Origin of the sequence: Sphingobium sp. CFD-2 (genome assembly GCF_024611135.1) — a bacterium.
Taxonomy (GTDB): Bacteria; Pseudomonadota; Alphaproteobacteria; order Sphingomonadales; family Sphingomonadaceae; genus Sphingobium; species Sphingobium fuliginis.
Genome location: NZ_CP084405.1, coordinates 698,995 through 716,858 on the forward strand (window position 1 = coordinate 698,995; position 17,864 = coordinate 716,858).

14 protein-coding genes are annotated in these 17,864 nt (G+C 65.2%); 11 read left to right on the top strand and 3 right to left on the bottom strand.

Annotation, left to right across the window (positions count from 1 at the left end; genetic code table 11):
• Window positions 1-110: 110 nt before the first annotated feature.
• The 9 genes from LDB29_RS03345 (at window position 111) to ligA (ending at window position 11,755) form a co-directional block, all read left to right on the top strand.
• Window positions 111-1,007: a S9 family peptidase gene (locus LDB29_RS03345; RefSeq protein WP_025550401.1), complete on the top strand. Its 897-nt coding sequence runs from the start codon at window positions 111-113 to the stop codon at window positions 1,005-1,007.
• Window positions 1,008-1,010: 3 nt separating this feature from the next.
• Complete coding sequence (locus tag LDB29_RS03350; RefSeq protein ID WP_025550403.1) at window positions 1,011-1,607, top strand: thymidine kinase; 597 nt, start codon at window positions 1,011-1,013, stop codon at window positions 1,605-1,607.
• Between the two features lie 69 nt (window positions 1,608-1,676).
• Complete coding sequence (gene truB / locus LDB29_RS03355; protein WP_025550405.1) at window positions 1,677-2,594, top strand: tRNA pseudouridine(55) synthase TruB; 918 nt, start codon at window positions 1,677-1,679, stop codon at window positions 2,592-2,594.
• 17 nt (window positions 2,595-2,611) lie between these two features.
• Window positions 2,612-2,881: a 30S ribosomal protein S15 gene (gene rpsO / locus LDB29_RS03360; protein WP_007689051.1), complete on the top strand. Its 270-nt coding sequence runs from the start codon at window positions 2,612-2,614 to the stop codon at window positions 2,879-2,881.
• 273 nt (window positions 2,882-3,154) lie between these two features.
• Window positions 3,155-5,482: a polyribonucleotide nucleotidyltransferase gene (pnp, locus tag LDB29_RS03365; RefSeq protein ID WP_044661913.1), complete on the top strand. Its 2,328-nt coding sequence runs from the start codon at window positions 3,155-3,157 to the stop codon at window positions 5,480-5,482.
• Window positions 5,483-5,626: 144 nt separating this feature from the next.
• Window positions 5,627-6,640 carry a sensor histidine kinase gene (locus LDB29_RS03370; RefSeq protein ID WP_025550407.1) on the top strand — a complete coding sequence of 338 codons (1,014 nt, stop codon included), beginning with the start codon at window positions 5,627-5,629 and terminating at the stop codon, window positions 6,638-6,640.
• A 59-nt stretch (window positions 6,641-6,699) separates the two neighbouring features.
• Window positions 6,700-7,485: an outer membrane protein assembly factor BamD gene (locus LDB29_RS03375; protein WP_044661915.1), complete on the top strand. Its 786-nt coding sequence runs from the start codon at window positions 6,700-6,702 to the stop codon at window positions 7,483-7,485.
• 146 nt (window positions 7,486-7,631) lie between these two features.
• Entirely contained in the window at window positions 7,632-9,296 is a 1,665-nt protein-coding gene (gene recN, locus LDB29_RS03380; RefSeq protein ID WP_025552297.1) for a DNA repair protein RecN, read from the top strand.
• Between the two features lie 323 nt (window positions 9,297-9,619).
• The gene (ligA, locus tag LDB29_RS03385) at window positions 9,620-11,755 is read left to right on the top strand and encodes an NAD-dependent DNA ligase LigA (protein WP_025549262.1); all 2,136 of its coding nucleotides are present in this window, start codon (window positions 9,620-9,622) and stop codon (window positions 11,753-11,755) included.
• A gap of 268 nt (window positions 11,756-12,023) precedes the next feature.
• Here ligA and yghU read toward each other — a convergent pair whose 3' ends face one another.
• The gene (gene yghU / locus LDB29_RS03390) at window positions 12,024-12,893 is read right to left on the bottom strand and encodes a glutathione-dependent disulfide-bond oxidoreductase (protein ID WP_025549260.1); all 870 of its coding nucleotides are present in this window, start codon (window positions 12,891-12,893) and stop codon (window positions 12,024-12,026) included.
• A gap of 437 nt (window positions 12,894-13,330) precedes the next feature.
• Between yghU and groES the strand changes: the two genes are divergently transcribed.
• Both groES and groL read left to right on the top strand, forming a co-directional pair.
• Window positions 13,331-13,618, top strand: a complete 288-nt coding sequence (gene groES / locus LDB29_RS03395) for a co-chaperone GroES (protein ID WP_025549259.1) — start codon at window positions 13,331-13,333, stop codon at window positions 13,616-13,618.
• Between the two features lie 101 nt (window positions 13,619-13,719).
• Window positions 13,720-15,366, top strand: coding sequence for a chaperonin GroEL (gene groL, locus LDB29_RS03400; RefSeq protein WP_025549258.1), 1,647 nt, complete (start codon window positions 13,720-13,722; stop codon window positions 15,364-15,366).
• 165 nt (window positions 15,367-15,531) lie between these two features.
• On the opposite strand, the gene LDB29_RS03405 is transcribed toward groL, so the two are convergent.
• Both LDB29_RS03405 and LDB29_RS03410 read right to left on the bottom strand, forming a co-directional pair.
• On the bottom strand, window positions 15,532-16,638 hold the full coding sequence (locus LDB29_RS03405) for a sigma-54-dependent Fis family transcriptional regulator (RefSeq protein WP_128830746.1): 1,107 nt from the start codon (window positions 16,636-16,638) through the stop codon (window positions 15,532-15,534).
• 87 nt (window positions 16,639-16,725) lie between these two features.
• Window positions 16,726-17,772, bottom strand: a complete 1,047-nt coding sequence (locus LDB29_RS03410; RefSeq protein WP_044661918.1) for an ABC transporter substrate-binding protein — start codon at window positions 17,770-17,772, stop codon at window positions 16,726-16,728.
• Window positions 17,773-17,864 lie beyond the last annotated feature (92 nt).

Sequence of the window (17,864 nt, forward strand, 5' to 3'; positions counted from 1 at the left end):
CGGCCTTCGCAGGAGCACGCTGTACTCGGCCAGGCATCGTCCCCCATCGACGCGACGGCGCAGCCCGGCTAACAGCGTCTTTCCCGCAGGCAAGGCAAGGGGCAGGGCAGATGAAAAGAACCGGCATAGTCGCGATCGCGCTTTTGGCCCTGGCCATACCCGCCGCAGCCAGGGAAGCGCCGGTCCACCCCGCCGTCGTCAGCGACCCCGCGCCCGACGCGGCCTACCCCGCCGGCATGAGCGCCTTCACCATCCCCTCGGAGGACGGCCTGCTCAACGCCGTCCTTTACACCGCCGCCGGTCCGGGGCTTCACCCGACGCTGCTCCTCCTCCACGGCTTCCCCGGCAATGAGCAAAATCTCGACCTGGCCCAGGCCGCCCGCCGCGCCGGGTGGCATGTCCTCACGCTCCACTATCGCGGCTCCTGGGGCAGCCCCGGCAGCTTCTCCTTCACCCACGCCTCGGAAGACGCCTGGAACGCCCTGCAATATCTCCAGCAATCCGCGACCGTCGCCAAATATCGCATCGACACCAGCGCCATCGTCGTCGCGGGCCACAGCATGGGCGGTTTCATGGCTGCCGATGTCGCCGCCGCCGAACCCCATGTCGCCGGCCTGTTCCTGATCGACCCCTGGGACCCGGCCGAAACCGTCCCGACCCTCTCCACCCCCCAGGGCGAGGCCGCCTGGAGGGCCGAAGTCGCCAGCGACCTGCCACCCCTGCAAGGCGCCACCTATGACAGCCTCACCGCCGAAATCCGCACCAACAGCGAGAAATTCGACCTTGGCCGCAAGCTGGTGGGCTATGGCCGCCGCCCGCTCACCATCATCGGCGCGGAACGCGGCATCGGCGCCATGGCGCGCAAGGTGACGGCAGACGCGCAATCGGCCAATCCCGACACGCGCCTGGCGGTCTGGCCGACCGACCACAGCTTTTCCGACAGGCGCATCGCCCTGGCCGACGCGCTCGTCCGCTTCCTCAAGCAGATCGCCCCCATGGCGCGCTGACCGATGGCCAAGCTCTATTTCTACTATAGCTCGATGAACGCAGGCAAATCGACGACCCTGCTCCAATCCAGCTTCAACTATCGCGAACGCGGCATGGAAACCATGTTGTGGACTGCCGCGGTGGATGACCGCTACGGGAAGGGGCGCCACGGAAAGGGACGCATCGTCTCCCGCATCGGGCTGGACGCGCAGGCTCATCTGTTCGACCCCGCCACCGATCTCTTCGCCGCCATCGCCGCCCGACAGGCACGGACGCCGCTCTCCTGCGTGCTGATCGACGAGGCGCAATTTCTGAACGAGGAACAGGTCTGGCAGGTCGCCGCCGTCTGCGACCGGCTGAACATTCCGGTGCTGTGCTACGGCATCCGCACCGACTTCCAGGGCAAGTTGTTCGAGGGCAGCGCCGCGCTGCTCGGCCTGGCCGACACGCTGACGGAGATCAAGACGATCTGCGAATGCGGGCGGAAGGCGACCATGAACCTGCGCGTCGATGCTGAGGGGCGCCCCATCCGCGAGGGCGAGCAGACGGAAATCGGCGGCAATGACCGCTATGTCGCGCTTTGCCGCCGCCATTTCGTGGAACGCCGCTCCGGCTGCTGACCGCCGCACATGCCGCAACGGCCCGGAAAGGGCTGACAACAGGCGAGAGGAGGGCTAGAGCGCGCCGCCATGCATGGCTGGATCATCCTCGACAAGCCCTTGGGGCTAGGCTCCACCCAGGCGGTGAGCGCGGTGAAGCGCGCCCTGCGCCAGAGTGGCGCGGGCAAGTGGAAGGTGGGCCATGGCGGTACGCTCGACCCGCTGGCGACGGGCGTGCTGCCGATAGCGGTGGGGGAAGCGACCAAGCTCGCCGGACGGATGCTGGACAGCGACAAGATCTACGATTTCACCATAGGTTTCGGCCTCCAGACCGACACGCTGGACCTTGAGGGCCGGGAAATCGCCACCAGCCTGCATCGCCCCACGCTGACGGAGGTGCAGGCGGTCCTGCCCCGCTTCACCGGCCCGATCGAGCAGGCGCCGCCCGCCTACAGCGCGATCCTGATCGACGGCCGGCGCGCCTACGACCTTGCCCGCAAAGGGGAGGAGGTCGTGATGAAGACCCGCGCCATCACCATCCACAACCTCGCCATATCCCCGCCCCAGGGGCCAGCGAAGCCTGGAGAAGGGGAGGGCGGCGCGGAGATCGACGAAATGACCCTGCGCGCCCATGTTTCGAAGGGCACCTATATCCGTTCCCTCGCCCGCGACATCGCGCGCGCGCTCGGCACTGTCGGTCATGTTACCATGCTGCGCCGCATCAAGGCCGGCCCCTTCACCCTGCAATCCGCGATTTCGCTGGACAAATTGGACGAAGCTGCTAGGGGCGGCGACATCGCGCAGCTCATGCTGCCGTTGACGGCGGGGCTGGACGACATCCCGGCTCTCGCAGTCTCTCCCGACGATGCGCTCGCTCTCCGACAGGGGAAGGTGCTCGTGGGGAAACCGCATACCGGCCTGATGCTGGCGATGGAGGGCGAAACGCCCGTCGCGCTGGTCGAAGCCAGTGGCCCGGAGGTCCGGGTGGTGCGCGGCTTTAATCTCTAATCTCAGAAAGGAAGCCGATGTCGATCACTGCAGAGCGCAAGGAAGCGCTGATCAAGGAACATGCCCGCGCCGAGGGCGACACCGGTTCGCCGGAAGTCCAGGTTGCGATCCTCTCGGAGCGTATCGCCAACCTGACCGAGCATTTCAAGGGTCATCACAAGGATAACCACAGCCGTCGCGGCCTGCTGATGCTGGTCAACAAGCGCCGTTCGCTGCTGGATTACCTCAAGAAGAAGGATGGGGCCCGGTACACCGACCTCATCGCCAAGCTGGGCCTGCGCAAGTAAGTCTGCTAAAGAAGGAACGGCCCCCATGTCGGGGCCGTTTCCGATTCTGACAACATGGCGCTGGGCAATCCGGCATGGCGTCATGATCCGGGGGACATCCCCCACACCGTTCGCCCTGAGCTTGTCGAAGGGCACTCCTTCTTTTGAAGGGAAGGATTGGGCTTCGACAAGCTCAGCCCGAACGGAGGAGAGATAGGCTCTCCATCCATGGACCATCCGGTCCGAAACAGGCCCCGCCCGGCAATAGGGCCGCGCGGGCGAAGGAAAAAACCAATGTTCGATGTAAAGAAGGTATCAATCGAGCTGGGCGGCAAGACCCTCACGCTCGAAACCGGCCGCATTGCGCGTCAGGCCGACGCCGCCGTGCTGGCGACCTATGGCGAAACCGTGGTGCTGTGCGCCGTGACCGCCGCCAAGTCGGTGAAGGAAGGACAGGACTTCTTCCCGCTGACCGTCCATTATCAGGAAAAATATTCGGCCGCCGGTCGCATCCCGGGCGGCTTCTTCAAGCGTGAACGCGGCGCCACGGAAAAGGAAACGCTGGTTTCCCGCCTGATCGACCGCCCGGTCCGCCCGCTCTTCCCCGAAGGTTTCTACAATGAAATCAACGTCATCGCTCAGGTTCTGAGCTTCGACGGCGAAAGCGAGCCCGACATTGTGGCGATGATCGCCGCTTCGGCTGCGCTGACCCTGTCGGGCGTGCCTTTCCTGGGTCCGATCGGCGCCGCCCGCGTCGGCTACAAGGATGGCGAGTATCAGCTGAACCCGTCGCTGGACGAAGTGAAGACCGGCGAACTCGACCTGGTCGTCGCCGCCACCGGCAACGCGGTGATGATGGTCGAATCGGAAGCCAAGGAACTGTCGGAAGACGTCATGCTCGGCGCCGTCCTCTTCGCGCATGAAGCGTCGAAGAAGGTCGTCAACGCGATCATCGACCTCGCCGAAAAGGCCGCGAAGGACCCGTGGGACGTCGCCAAGGGCGAAGATCTGGATGACCTCAAGAAGAAGCTCAAGAAGCTGATCGGCAAGGACATCACGGCCGCCTACAAGCTGACCGACAAGTCGGCCCGCTCCAACGCGCTCAATGAAGCCCGCGCCAAGGCTAAGGCTTATTTCACGGAGGAAGGCCTCGACGCCCAGACCGTCATGGCCGGCATCAAGCTGACCAAGAAGCTGGAAGCCGAAATCGTCCGCGGCGCCATCCTGAAGGACGGCAAGCGTATCGACGGCCGCACCACGACGCAGATTCGCCCCATCGAGGCGATGGTGGGCTTCCTGCCGCGCACCCATGGTTCGGCGCTGTTCACCCGTGGGGAAACGCAGTCCATCTGCACCACCACGCTGGGCACCAAGGATGCGGAGCAGATGATCGACGGCCTGACCGGCGTTCATTATGAAAGCTTCATGCTGCACTATAACTTCCCGCCCTATTCGGTCGGTGAAGTCGGCCGCTTCGGCGCGCCGGGCCGCCGCGAAGTCGGCCATGGCAAGCTGGCATGGCGCGCCCTGCACCCGGTCCTGCCCAGCAAGGAAGAGTTTCCCTACACCATCCGCGTGCTGAGCGACATCACCGAGTCCAACGGCTCGTCCTCGATGGCGACGGTCTGCGGTGGTTCGCTGTCCATGATGGACGCGGGCGTTCCGCTGAAGCGTCCGGTGTCGGGCATCGCCATGGGCCTGATCCTGGAAGGCTCCAAATTCGCTGTCCTCAGCGACATTCTGGGCGACGAGGATCACCTTGGCGACATGGACTTCAAGGTGGCGGGCACGGAAGCGGGCATCACCACCATGCAGATGGACATCAAGGTCGCCGGCATCACGCAGGAAATCTTCGAAGTCGCGCTGCGTCAGGCGAAGGAAGGCCGCGCCCATATCCTGGGTGAAATGAGCAAGGCCCTGTCCTCGACCCGCACCGAACTGTCGGCTCATGCTCCGCGCATCGAAACGATCCAGATCGACAAGGCGAAGATCCGCGACGTCATCGGCACCGGCGGCAAGGTCATCCGTGAGATCGTCGCGGAAACCGGCGCCAAGGTCGACATCGACGACGAGGGCATCATCAAGATCAGCTCGTCCGACATCGCCCAGATCGAAGCCGCCAAGAAGTGGATTCTCGGCATTGTCGAGGAAGCGGAAGTCGGCAAGATCTACACCGGCAAGGTCGTCAACATCGTCGACTTCGGCGCCTTCGTGAACTTCATGGGCGGCAAGGACGGTCTCGTCCACGTCTCCGAAATGAAGAATGAGCGCGTCGAAAAGCCGACCGACGTCGTGTCGGAAGGGCAGGAAGTGAAGGTTAAGGTTCTCGAAATCGACCCGCGCGGCAAGGTTCGCCTGTCCATGCGCGTCGTCGATCAGGAAACCGGAGAGGAACTGGAAGACACCCGTCCGCCCCGCGAACCCAGGGGGGATCGGGGCGGCGACCGTGAAGGCGGCCGTGGCGACCGCAATCGCCGTGATCGTGGCGGTGACCGGGGCGACCGTGGCGGCCGCGGCGGCGATCGCGGTCCGCGCCGCGACCGCGGTCCGCGCGGCGAAGGCAGGGGCGGCGATGACGACGGCTCCAACGCCGGTCTGCCCGACTTCCTGACCCAGGACTGATCCGGTTCGTCGGACTCGGGAAAAAGAAGGGGCGTCCGGCTTGCCGGGCGCCCTTTTTTGACAGGATTTGAATGTTTCCTGATCTCCATCAATTGGCGGGCGTGGAAGTTATGTTACGGTAACGACCAGGGCGCAGGGGGATCTATGCAGCGCAGGAACGAAAGATTCGTGGAGCGTCTGCCGCTTGTCCTGCGACGGCCCTGGCATGCCTATTTGCTGGCCACCATCTTCTGCCTCACCGCCTTGGCCATTCGCACCATGGCGGAAAGCGCCATGCCCATCGGCTACCCCTTCGTATCCTTCTTCCCCGCCGTCATCCTGTCCTCCTTCCTCTTCGGGGTGCGGCCGGGCATCTATGCGGGCGTGCTTTGCGGGCTGCTGTCCTGGTATTTCTTCATCCCGCCGCGCATGGGCTTCGCACTGCATCCGGGCGTGCTGCTGGCGCTCGGCTTCTACAGCGCGGTGGTGATCGTGGACATCGCGCTGATCCATCTGATGCAGAAGGCGAATTTCAACCTGGCGATAGAGCGCGAACGCAGCCGCGTGCTGGCGGAAAACCGCGAATTGCTGTTCCACGAACTCCAGCACCGCGTCTCCAACAATCTTCAGGTCGTCGCCGCCATGCTTTCGCTCCACCGGCGCCATGTCGATCATGACCTGGCCCGCCGCGCGCTGGACGATGCCTCCGCCCGGCTGGCGCTGGTCGGCCGCATCAGCCGCGCCCTCTACAATCCGTCGGGGGAGGGGCAGAATATCCGCGCCTTCCTGACGACATTGACCGCCGACGTGCTGGAGGCCAGCGGCCGCGACGACATCGCCCTGACCGTCGACGCGCCCGACGCCCTGACGCTGGAGCCCGACATCGCCGTGTCGATCGCGCTGATCGTGACCGAAGCGATCAACAACGCCATCGAACATGGCCTGCCGCATCGCGGCGGCAGCATCCATGTCGGCCTGGACGTCAGCGACGGCACGATCAGCCTCAACGTCACGGATGACGGAAAGGGATTGTCGCCCGATTTCGATCCCGGTTTCAGCCAGAGCCTAGGCCTCCGGATTTCCAATGCCCTTGCCGGCCAGTTGAACGGCCGCTTCTCGCTCATGCCCTCGGCGACGGGCGGCGCGACCGCACGGCTCGACCTGCCTGTTCGCGCATAGCGACCGGCACGCACATTCTGCCGCTTGGCGAGGCGCATTCGCTCCGCTATGACCCGGCCATGCTGACGAAAACCATGACGCGCATCGGCGCGGCTACCGCACCGCTTCTGCTTGCCGCCCTGCTCTCGGGCTGCGCGACGTCGAAGAACAAGGCCGACACCCAATATGTCGCCCGCGACGTGTCGACGCTCTACAATGCGGGCAAATACCGCCTGGACCGCGGCCAGTACAAGCTCGCCGCCGCCCTGTTCGACGAGGTGGAGCGCCAGCATCCCTATTCGCCCTGGGCGCGCCGGGCGCAGCTCATGTCCGCGTTCAGCTATTACATGAATCAGGACTATCCGGAATCGATCGGCGCGGCCCAACGCTTCCTGTCGATCCACACCGGCAACAAGGACGCGCCCTACGCTTATTATCTGATCGCGCTCTGCTATTATGAACAGATTGCCGACGTCACCCGCGACCAGAAGATCACGCAACAGGCGCTGGATGCGCTGGGCGAGCTGATCCGCCGCTATCCCGACACCCGCTATGCCGCCGACGCCCGGCTGAAGATCGACCTCGTCAACGACCACCTCGCCGGCAAGGAGATGGAGATCGGCCGCTTCTACCAGCGCCGTGGCCAATGGCTCGCCGCCACGCTGCGCTTCCGCACGGTGATCGACAAATATCAGACGACCACCCACACTCCGGAGGCGCTGGAGCGTCTGGTGGAAAGCTATCTCTCGCTCGGCATCCCCGCCGAAGCGCAGAAGGCCGCCGCCGTGCTGGGCAAGAATTATCCGGGTTCGAAATGGTATGAGCGCAGCTACAAGCTGATGCGCGAACACCCCAATAAAGCATGATCTGGTCCCCCTCCCGCAAACGGGAGGGGTTAGGGGTGGGCCGCGAGCGAAGCGAGCGTTCCGCCCCAGCGTTGAAAGAAGCGCCGCTGGCGCGGTGCACCCACCCCCGGCCCCTCCCGCCTGCGGGAGGGGGGAGTCGCTCGCCTTTGCTGACTGCCCTGTCCATCCGCAACGTCGTGCTGATAGAGGCGCTGGACCTGGATTTCGGGTCGGGCTTGGGCGTGCTGACCGGCGAGACCGGCGCGGGCAAGTCGATCCTGCTCGATTCGCTGGGCCTCGCGCTGGGCGCCCGCGCCGACAGCGGCCTCGTCCGGACGGGAGAGGCGCAGGCCAGCGTCACCGCCACGTTCGATGCGCCCCGCACCGATCACCGCGCGACGAACCTGCTGGCCGAAAACGGCATCGACATCGAACCGGGCGAACCGCTCATCGTCCGCCGCACGGTCAAGGCCGACGGCGGCAGCCGCGCCTTCGTCAACGACCAGGCCTGCTCGGCGGCGCTGCTGCGCGATCTTGGCAGCGCTCTGGTCGAAATCCACGGCCAGCATGACGATCGCGGCCTGCTCAATCCACGCGGCCACCGCGCCCTGCTCGACGCCTATGGCCGCTGCGACACGGGCGCGGTCGCCCACGCCTATCACGCCTGGCGCGCCGCCGCCGACCGCCTCGCGGAAAGCCGCGCCAGCGTCGAAAGCGCCGCCCGCGACCGCGATTACCTGACCCATGCGGTCGACGAACTCACCCGCTTCGCCCCCGAACCTGGCGAGGAAGCCACGCTGGCCGAAGAGCGCGCCACCATGCAGAAGGGCGCGCGCCTCTCCGACGACCTTTCCGCCGTCACCGAATGCTTCACCGGCTCCGACGGCGGCCTCGCCCAGTTGCGGCAGGCCGCCCGCCGCCTCGACCGCATCGTCAGCGAATATGAACCGCTGGCCGAAGTCCTCGCCGCCCTCGACCGCGCCGTCATCGAGGCCAGCGAAGCTGAAGACCGCCTCAACGAAGCCGCCGAAGCGCTCAGCTTCGACCCCGCCCGTCTCGACGCCATAGAGACCCGCCTGTTCGACCTGCGCGGCCTCGCCCGCAAACATCAGGTCCAGCCCGACGATCTCGCCGCCCTGCGCGACGAGATGGCCGCGAAACTGGCCGCGATCGAGGGCGGGGAAGACCATCTCGCCGCCCTCGAAGCCGAGGTGAAGGGCAGGGCCGCCGCCTATCGCACCGCCGCCCAGGCCCTCTCCGCCGAACGCCAAATGGCCGCCGGAAAGCTCGACGCCGCCGTCGCCGCCGAACTCGCCCCGCTCAAGCTGGACGCCGCCCGCTTCCGCACCGTCGTCGCGCCGCAGGAGGAGGGGCAATGGGGACCGCACGGCATGGACCGGGTGGAATTCGAAATCTCCACCAACCCCGGCGCGCCCTTCGCCCCGCTGGTCAAGATCGCATCGGGCGGCGAACTCTCCCGCTTCATCCTCGCGCTCAAGGTCGCGCTGGCGGAGCAGGGCGGCGCGGACACGCTGATCTTCGACGAGATCGACCGCGGGGTAGGGGGCGCCGTCGCCTCGGCCATCGGGGAACGCCTGTCCCGCCTGTCGCAAACCAACCAGATATTGGTCGTCACCCATAGCCCGCAGGTCGCGGCGCGCGGTGCAGGCCATATGCTGATCGCCAAATCCAGCGACGGCACCGTCACCCGCACCGGCGTCCATGCGCTGAGCGACGGCGAACGCCGCGAAGAAATCGCCCGCATGCTCTCCGGCGCCGAAATCACGGCGGAGGCAAGGGCCCAGGCCGAACGATTGTTGGAAAAGCTATAAGCTGGCTTTTGACCAATCCAAGACATTCCCCTCCCGTAAACGGGAGGGGTTAGGGGTGGGCGCGAGCGTAGCGAGCTTAACAGCGCAGATGCCGCGCCAGCCCGCCCCCCTAACCCCCTCCCGCCTGCGGGAGGGGGAATGTCCACTACCCACCCAACTCCGTCATTCCCGCGAAGGCGGGAACCCATCTCCTGACCTCGCCTCAACTACAGCGGTGGGGAGATGGATCGCCGCCGGCGCGGGGATGACGATAGAGAGTTGACGGCTGTCGAGCCGCCCATAACCGCTACCCGCATCGCGATGCTGGCGCTAAAGAGAGGCGCATGACCGACCCCACGCAAATGACCGAAGCCGAAGCCGCCAACCGCCTGATGCGCCTCGCACGCGAAATTGCGCGCCATAACCGGCTCTATCACGATCAGGACGAGCCGGAGATCGCGGACGCGGACTATGACGCGCTGGTCCGCGAGAATAACGCGCTGGAGGCCGCCTTCCCGCACCTCATCCGCAGCGATTCCCCCAACGCCCAGGTCGGCGCCGCGCCCACCTCCGCGCTCAGGAAGGTCCAGCACGCCGTCCGCATGATGAGCCTCGACAACGGCTTTGCGGACGAGGACATCGCCGAATTCATCGCCCGCGTCCGCCGTTTCCTCGCGCTCCCCGAAGACGCCCCCGTCGCCCTCACCGCCGAACCCAAGATCGACGGCCTGTCCTGCTCGCTCCACTATGAAAAGGGCGAACTGGTCCTCGCCGCCACGCGCGGCGACGGCACGACCGGGGAAGACGTCACCGCCAATGTCCGCACCATCCCCGACATCCCGCAGCGCCTGACCGGGCAAGCCGTCCCCGACCTGTTCGAGGTGCGGGGCGAAGTCTATATGGCCAAGGCCGATTTCGTCGCCCTCAACGCGCGCCTCGCCGCCGAAGCCGACGACCCGGAAAAGGCCCGCCAGTTCGCCAACCCCCGCAACGCCGCCGCCGGTTCGCTGCGCCAGAAGGACGCCGCCGTCACCGCCAGCCGCCCCCTGCGCTTCCTCGCCCATGGCTGGGGGGAGGTCAGCGCCGTCCCCGCCGAAACCCAGCTCGGCGTCATGCAGGCGATAGCAGGCTGGGGGCTGCCCGTCTCCGACCGCCTCACCTGCGTCGACACGCTCGAAGCCCTCATCGCCCACTACCGCGCCATCGAAGCCGCCCGCGCCGACCTGCCCTTCGACATCGATGGCGTCGTCTACAAGGTCGACCGGCTCGACTGGCAGCAACGCCTCGGCTTCGTCGCCAAGGCTCCGCGCTGGGCCATCGCCCATAAATTCCCCGCCGAACGCGCCCAGACCACGCTGGAGTCCATCGACATCCAGGTCGGCCGCACCGGCAAGCTGACCCCGGTCGGCCGCCTGACGCCCGTCACCGTCGGCGGCGTCGTCGTCTCCAACGTCACCCTCCACAATGCCGATGAGATCGAGCGGCTGGGCGTCCGCCCCGGCGACCGCATCGTCGTGCAGCGCGCCGGCGACGTCATCCCGCAGGTGGTCGACAACCTCACCCGCGACGAACCGCGCACCCCCTTCGCTTTCCCCGATCATTGCCCCGTCTGCCATTCGGAAGCCGTGCGCGAGGAGGGGGAGGTCGACATTCGCTGCACCGGCGGCCTCATCTGCCCCGCCCAGCGTTTCGAACGGCTGCGTCATTTCGTCAGCCGCGCCGCGCTCGACATCGAAGGGCTGGGCGAAAAGAGCATCCAGGAATTTCTCGACCTGGGCTGGATCGCGGAGCCGGCCGACATATTCCGCCTGAAAACGCATCGCGCCGACCTGCTCGGCCGGGAGGGGTGGAAGGAAAAGTCCGTCGACAATCTCCTCGCCGCCATAGAGGCCAAGCGCCAGCCGGATGCCGCCCGCCTGCTTTTCGGCCTGGGCATCCGTCATATCGGCGCGGTGACCGCCCGCGACCTGCTCAGGCGCTATACGACGCTGGAGGGGATCAGTGCGCTCGCTGCCGGCATCATCGCGCTGCGCGACGCCGCCGCCCCTGCGGAGGGGGAGGAGGAATCCCGCTTCCGCAACCGCCTCGACAAGGCGATAGCCGAATATATCGGGGTCGAGAATGTGGGATCGGCGGTCGGCCACGCCCTGGCCGATTTCTTCCACGAGCCGCATAATGTGGACGTCTGGAACGACCTGCTGCGGGAGGTCTCCCCGCCCGACTATCTGGTCGAAACCACCGCCAGCGCGGTCACGGGCAAGACGGTGGTGTTCACCGGCAAGCTCGAAACCATGAGCCGCGACGAGGCCAAGGCGCAGGCCGAACGACTGGGCGCCAAGGCTGCCGGTTCGGTCAGCGCCAGGACCGACCTGGTGGTAGCCGGTCCCGGCGCGGGCTCGAAGCTCAAACAGGCCGCGGCGCTGGGTATCGATGTGATCGACGAAGCCGCATGGGCCGAAATCGTCAAGGCCGCCGGATAGGTCAGGCGGATGACCGGCCAACAGGGACATTGACCGCTTCCCTCCCCTTCAGGGGAGGGGACCGAGGGGTGGAGGGCTGCCCCACGCGCAACTTCGCCTGCTGGACGCTCCCGCACCCCGATCCTTCAAACGAGGCGCGGTTCGAACCTGAAAGGGGAGGGGCCCAATGACCGTAAACCTTCAGAGCGCGCTGCGTTGATCGGGAGCACGTCGCGCGCTCCGGGCTTCTGTCACCGCATCGTCTCAATCGGAAGACCGGTTCCCATCCTCAACCCGCCCCCTCCAGCTTGTCCTGCGTCCGCGTATCGAAGTCGCTGGCCTCATGCCGCTCCCGAAGCTGCTCCTCCAGCGGCCCGTTCGCCTTGTTGACCATCCGCCCGCGCTTCACCGCAGGCCGCGCGTCGATCTGCTTCGCCCAGCGCAGCACATTCCCATAGCTCTGCACATCGAGGAACTCCGCCGCATCATAGGCCCGGCCCAGCGCGACCCCGCCATACCAGGGCCAGATCGCCATGTCCGCGATCGTATACTCATCCCCGGCAATATATTCATGCTCCGCCAGTTGCCGGTCCAGCACGTCCAACTGCCGCTTCGCCTCCATCGTATAGCGGTTGATCGCATATTCGAACTTCTCCGGCGCATAGGCGAAGAAATGGCCGAAACCTCCGCCCAGCAGCGGCGCGCTGCCCATCTGCCAGAACAGCCAGTTGAGCGTCTCGGTCCGCCTGGCCGGATCGGTCGGCAGGAAAGCGCCGAATTTCTCGGCCAGATAGATCAGGATCGATCCGGATTCGAACACCCGCCGGGGCGGAGAGACGCCATGGTCCATCAGCGCCGGGATCTTGCTGTTGGGATTGACCGATACGAAGCCGCTGCCGAACTGGTCGCCCTCGTTGATCCGGATCAGCCAGGCGTCATATTCGGCGTCCTTGCCCGCCGCCAACAGCTCCTCCAGCATGATCGTCACCTTCTGCCCATTGGGCGTGGCGAGCGAATAGAGCTGGAGCGGGTGCTTGCCGACCGGCAATTCCTTCTCATGGGTCGGCCCGGCGACCGGCCGGTTGATATTGGCGAAGGCGCCGCCGCTTTCCTTGTCCCAGGTCCAGACGCGCGGCGGAATATAGGCTGTGTCGGTCATGCAGGCGTCTCCTTCGAAGGCGGGAACGGGGGATGGGGCGGGCAGGGACCCGCCGCTCCGGGCTAGGTAAGGATCGACCCTGTCCGGTGCAAACCCCGCATGATCAAAAAAAGGCGGTGCGGCGGCCCCGGCTGCATTGGTCGCATTTTTTGCACGTGGAAGGCATTTCGTCGCTGCCCCGGCTGTCTCTGCCGGCAGGAAAGGCCTATAGCCGCCCGCGTCATCATGTCTTTCGCGCTGCGGTCGCGGGCGGCGGGACAAAAAAAATTTGCACGGGGCTCTTGATCGTCCGGCCTTCCCGTCCATATGAAACGGCGCTGGCACTCCCCGACAGGGAGTGCTAACAGATACGGGTTCATCGGGGAGAAGGAGCCGGAGTCGCGTGGCGATTCCACCCCCCTCCCATTCAACGTCGTAAAGAGGGAAAGGCAATCAACATGGCATTTCGTCCGTTGCATGACCGCGTTCTCGTTCGCCGCGTAGAGGCGGAAGAGAAGACTGCCGGCGGCATCATCATCCCCGACACCGCCAAGGAAAAGCCGCAGGAAGGCGAAATCGTCGCCGTCGGCACCGGCAGCAAGTCGGAAGACGGCAAGGTCACTCCGCTGGACGTCAAGGCCGGCGACCGCATCCTGTTCGGCAAGTGGTCGGGCACCGAGGTCAAGGTCGACGGTGAAGACCTGCTGATCATGAAGGAATCGGACATTCTCGGCGTCGTCGCGTAAAGCGGCGAAGCTGACGGTCATTCCTATTTTTGGCGGATTTTCGTGCCTGTAACGGTGTGAACTTCGCAAGATTTGCAATTCTCAAAGAGAGGTAGAAGATCATGGCAGCGAAGGACGTAAAGTTTTCGCGTGACGCTCGTGAGCGCATCCTGCGCGGCGTCGACATCCTGGCCGACGCGGTCAAGGTGACCCTGGGCCCCAAGGGCCGCAACGTCGTCATCGACAAGAGCTTCGGCGCGCCCCGCATCACCAAGGACGGTGTTTCGGTCGCCAAGGAAATCGAACTGAAGGACAAGTTCGAGAATATGGGCGCCCAGATGGTCCGCGAAGTCGCTTCGAAGACCAACGACATCGCCGGTGACGGCACCACCACCGCGACCGTCCTGGCCCAGGCCATCGTTCGCGAAGGCATGAAGTCGGTGGCCGCCGGCATGAACCCGATGGACCTGAAGCGCGGCATCGACCTCGCGGTCGCCAAGGTCGTCGAGGACATCAAGGCCCGCTCGAAGCCGGTTGCTGGTTCGAACGAAGTCGCCCAGGTCGGCATCATCTCGGCCAATGGCGACCGTGAAGTCGGCGAGAAGATCGCCGAAGCCATGGACCGCGTCGGCAAGGAAGGCGTGATCACCGTCGAGGAAGCCAAGGGCCTCGATTTCGAACTGGACGTCGTCGAAGGCATGCAGTTCGACCGCGGCTACCTGTCGCCCTACTTCATCACCAATCCGGAAAAGATGCAGGTCGAACTCGCCGACCCCTACATCCTGATCCACGAAAAGAAGCTGTCGAACCTGCAGTCGATCCTGCCGATCCTCGAAGCCGTGGTGCAGTCGGGCCGTCCGCTCCTCATCATCGCGGAAGACATCGAAGGCGAAGCGCTGGCGACCCTGGTCGTCAACAAGCTGCGCGGCGGCCTGAAGGTCGCTGCGGTCAAGGCGCCTGGCTTCGGCGACCGCCGCAAGGCCATGCTGGAGGACATCGCCGTCCTGACCAAGGGCGAAGTCATCTCCGAAGACCTCGGCATCAAGCTTGAGAACGTGACCCTCGGCATGCTCGGCACCGCCAAGCGCGTCACCATCGACAAGGACAACACCACCATCGTCGATGGCGCCGGCGACGGCGAAGCGATCAAGGGCCGCACCGAGCAGATCCGCGCTCAGATCGAGACCACCACGTCCGACTATGACCGCGAAAAGCTGCAGGAGCGTCTGGCGAAGCTGGCTGGCGGCGTGGCCGTCATCAAGGTCGGCGGCGCGACCGAAGTCGAGGTGAAGGAGCGCAAGGACCGCGTCGACGACGCGCTGCACGCGACCCGCGCAGCCGTTGAAGAAGGCATCGTCCCCGGCGGCGGCACGGCCCTGCTGTACGCGACCAAGGCCCTCAAGGACCTCAAGGGCGCCAATGACGACCAGACCCGCGGCATCGACATCATCCGCAAGGCCATCGAAGCGCCGCTGCGCCAGATCGCCAGCAATGCGGGCGTCGACGGCGCTGTCGTCGCCGGCAACCTGCTGCGCGAAAATGACGAGACCAAGGGCTTCAACGCCGCGACCGACACCTATGAGAACCTCGTCGCCGCTGGCGTGATCGACCCGACCAAGGTCGTTCGCGCCGCGCTGCAGGACGCCGCTTCGGTGGCCGGCCTGCTGATCACGACCGAGGCGACCATTGCTGAACTGCCTTCCGACGACAAGGCGCCGATGGGCATGCCCGGCGGCGGCATGGGCGGCATGGGCGGCATGGACTTCTAAGACCGCGTTGCGGGCGGGTCCTTGGCTCGCCCGCGATGTTGGGAGTCCAAATCCGAAAAAAAACGGAAAAGGCCGATGGAGCGATCCACCGGCCTTTTCCTGTCTTCGATCGTCAGGTTCCTCACTTAAGCGGGGGCGTCCGGCCCCATTTGCCTGGCGCTTGCCTTAGATCAAATTCAGATTCTTCAGATATGTGCGCACCACATTGCGAGTGATGCCCAATGCTTCGGCGGTCTTGATCTGATTTCCATGGCATTGATGAAAGGCCTCCGTTATCGTGAAGGCCACCAGCCGGTCGAGCAGATGATCGTGCCCGCCATTCAGCAGCCGAGCGACGAAGGGCCTTGCCGCCTCTTCCAGCGCCGCGGGGTCGGCGGTCGGATCGGTCAATTCGCTGAGGTTGCCAAGACCGAGGTCGGCGGGCTGGATGCGCCCGCCCTCGCAGATCAGAGCGGCACGATGGATCGCATTTTCCAACTCGCGAATATTGCCGGGCCAACCATGGCGGAACAACGCCTCCTCGGCCGCCGCGCTCAGTTCCAGCCGGTTCACGCCTGCCTTTGTGCCATAGATTTCAAGGAAATGGCGCGCCAGGGGAAGAATATCGGCTCTGCGCTCCCGCAGTGGCAGAAGGGGGATGGATACGACCTGCAGGCGATAGAAAAGATCTGAACGGAAACGACCCTCGCTGACCGCCTGCTGCAATTCGACATTGGTCGCTGCGATGACGCGGACATTGAGCGGCACGGCCTTGCGCGAGCCCAGCCGAACGACTTCCCGTTCCTGCAATACCCGCAAGAGCTTCACCTGCAAGGGCAGGGAAAGGTCACCCAGTTCGTCCAGGAACAACGTCCCGCCATTGGCCGCCTCGAACCATCCCGCCCGCGCGACATTGGCGCCGGTGAACGCGCCCTTTTCATAACCGAACAATTCGCCTTCGATCAGCGATTCGGAAAAGGCGCCGCAATTGACCGCAACGAAAGGCGTATGCGCCCGGTCGCTGAGGCTGTGCACATAGCGCGCGACCAGCTCCTTGCCGGTGCCGGTCTCCCCCATGATGAGAACATTGGCGTCACTCGGGGCGACCCGCTCGATCAGCGGCAGCAGGGTGCGGGATCGTGGATCGTTGAAGATCAGCGCCCGGGCGCGAGGTCCCACGGCATGATGCCGAGCGCAATCATAGGCCAGCAGCGGACGGCCATCGTCGTTCTTGGCCGATACCAGACCGACTTCGGCCCGGTCTGCGGCGCGGCTGTGCGAACTGTTCCTCATAGCGTCTCCATCCCTGGCAGACATCAGGATAGCAGGTAATTGTCTTCTGAATTAGTAGAAAATAAAGTTTGGAGCCTAGCTGAGCTTTCAGTGAGACGGCCGGAGAGGGGTGGCCAGTTCCGCGCGCCGCTTCATGACGCTGCGCAAGGGTTCCGCGCAGATCCAGCCATCGACATCCACAGGCGCTTCCAGAAATCCATGCAGCCACAGGAAATGCGCCTGAATCTTCAACATCTCCACGCGTTCATCCGACAGGTCGGGATGCAGGGCGCGATGGAAATTGTTGCGATAGGCCGCCTCTACGCCCTCCATGCCGGATAAGGTTTCCTGGGCAAGGATGGCGTTGAGGTCGGATGGATGGGCAGCCGCCCAATCGGCGGCACGCAAGCTCTGTTCCAGGAAGCGCTCGACCAGCGCCGGATGATGATCGATCATATGTTGGTGGACGACGATGGGGCGCGGCGTCCCGTTGTTCACCCGGGCGAGGCGGCTGGGATAGGCGTCGAGATCGATGCCTATCTCGAGCCCCAGGCGCTGCGCGGCTTCGGCGCCGGCCGCGCCCTTCACATAGACGGCGTCGACCCGGCCCGCCGCCAGCCACTCCAGGCCCAGCCAGAGGCGGCGCATCCCTTCGACGCTGGCCTGTTCGACGGGCGGGGCGGGGATTTCGATCAACTGCACGTCTTCCAGCGCAAGGCCGCCCAAAGCGAGAGCGCTCTTGATGCCGTGCAGCGCCATGCCGCGGGCGATGCTCTCGCCATGGGTACGGCCATAGCCGGGCAGGGCGAAGCGAAGCCCTTCAAGATCGGCAGGGTCCATGACGCCGACATCGGGCCTGACCATGATCGCCTGCCGTTCGTCGATCCAGGTCAGCCCGATCACTCGCGTCGGCGCACCCAACGCCCGCGCCGCCAGCGCCTGGATATTGCCCCCCTCGCGAAACAGATGGCGCGCCTGGTTTTCCGGATCGCTCGCGACCAGATTGAGGCCGAGTTCCTGAACCCGTCTGACGCTGATGCCGTCCTGTGCGAACGCCTCGGCCATCCAGCCTTTGGCGCAGGCCACGCCGGACGCTGCCGGTACCGGGCAGCGCGTCACCCAGACGCTGTCCAGAGGCGCGACCTTATTTGCCATTCCTGTTTCTCCACCTGTAGGCCGGCCTTCCCGACACCGACATAGGAATATATCCGTCGCAAGGCTCGTGCCAAAAGCCGCGATGCGGATGC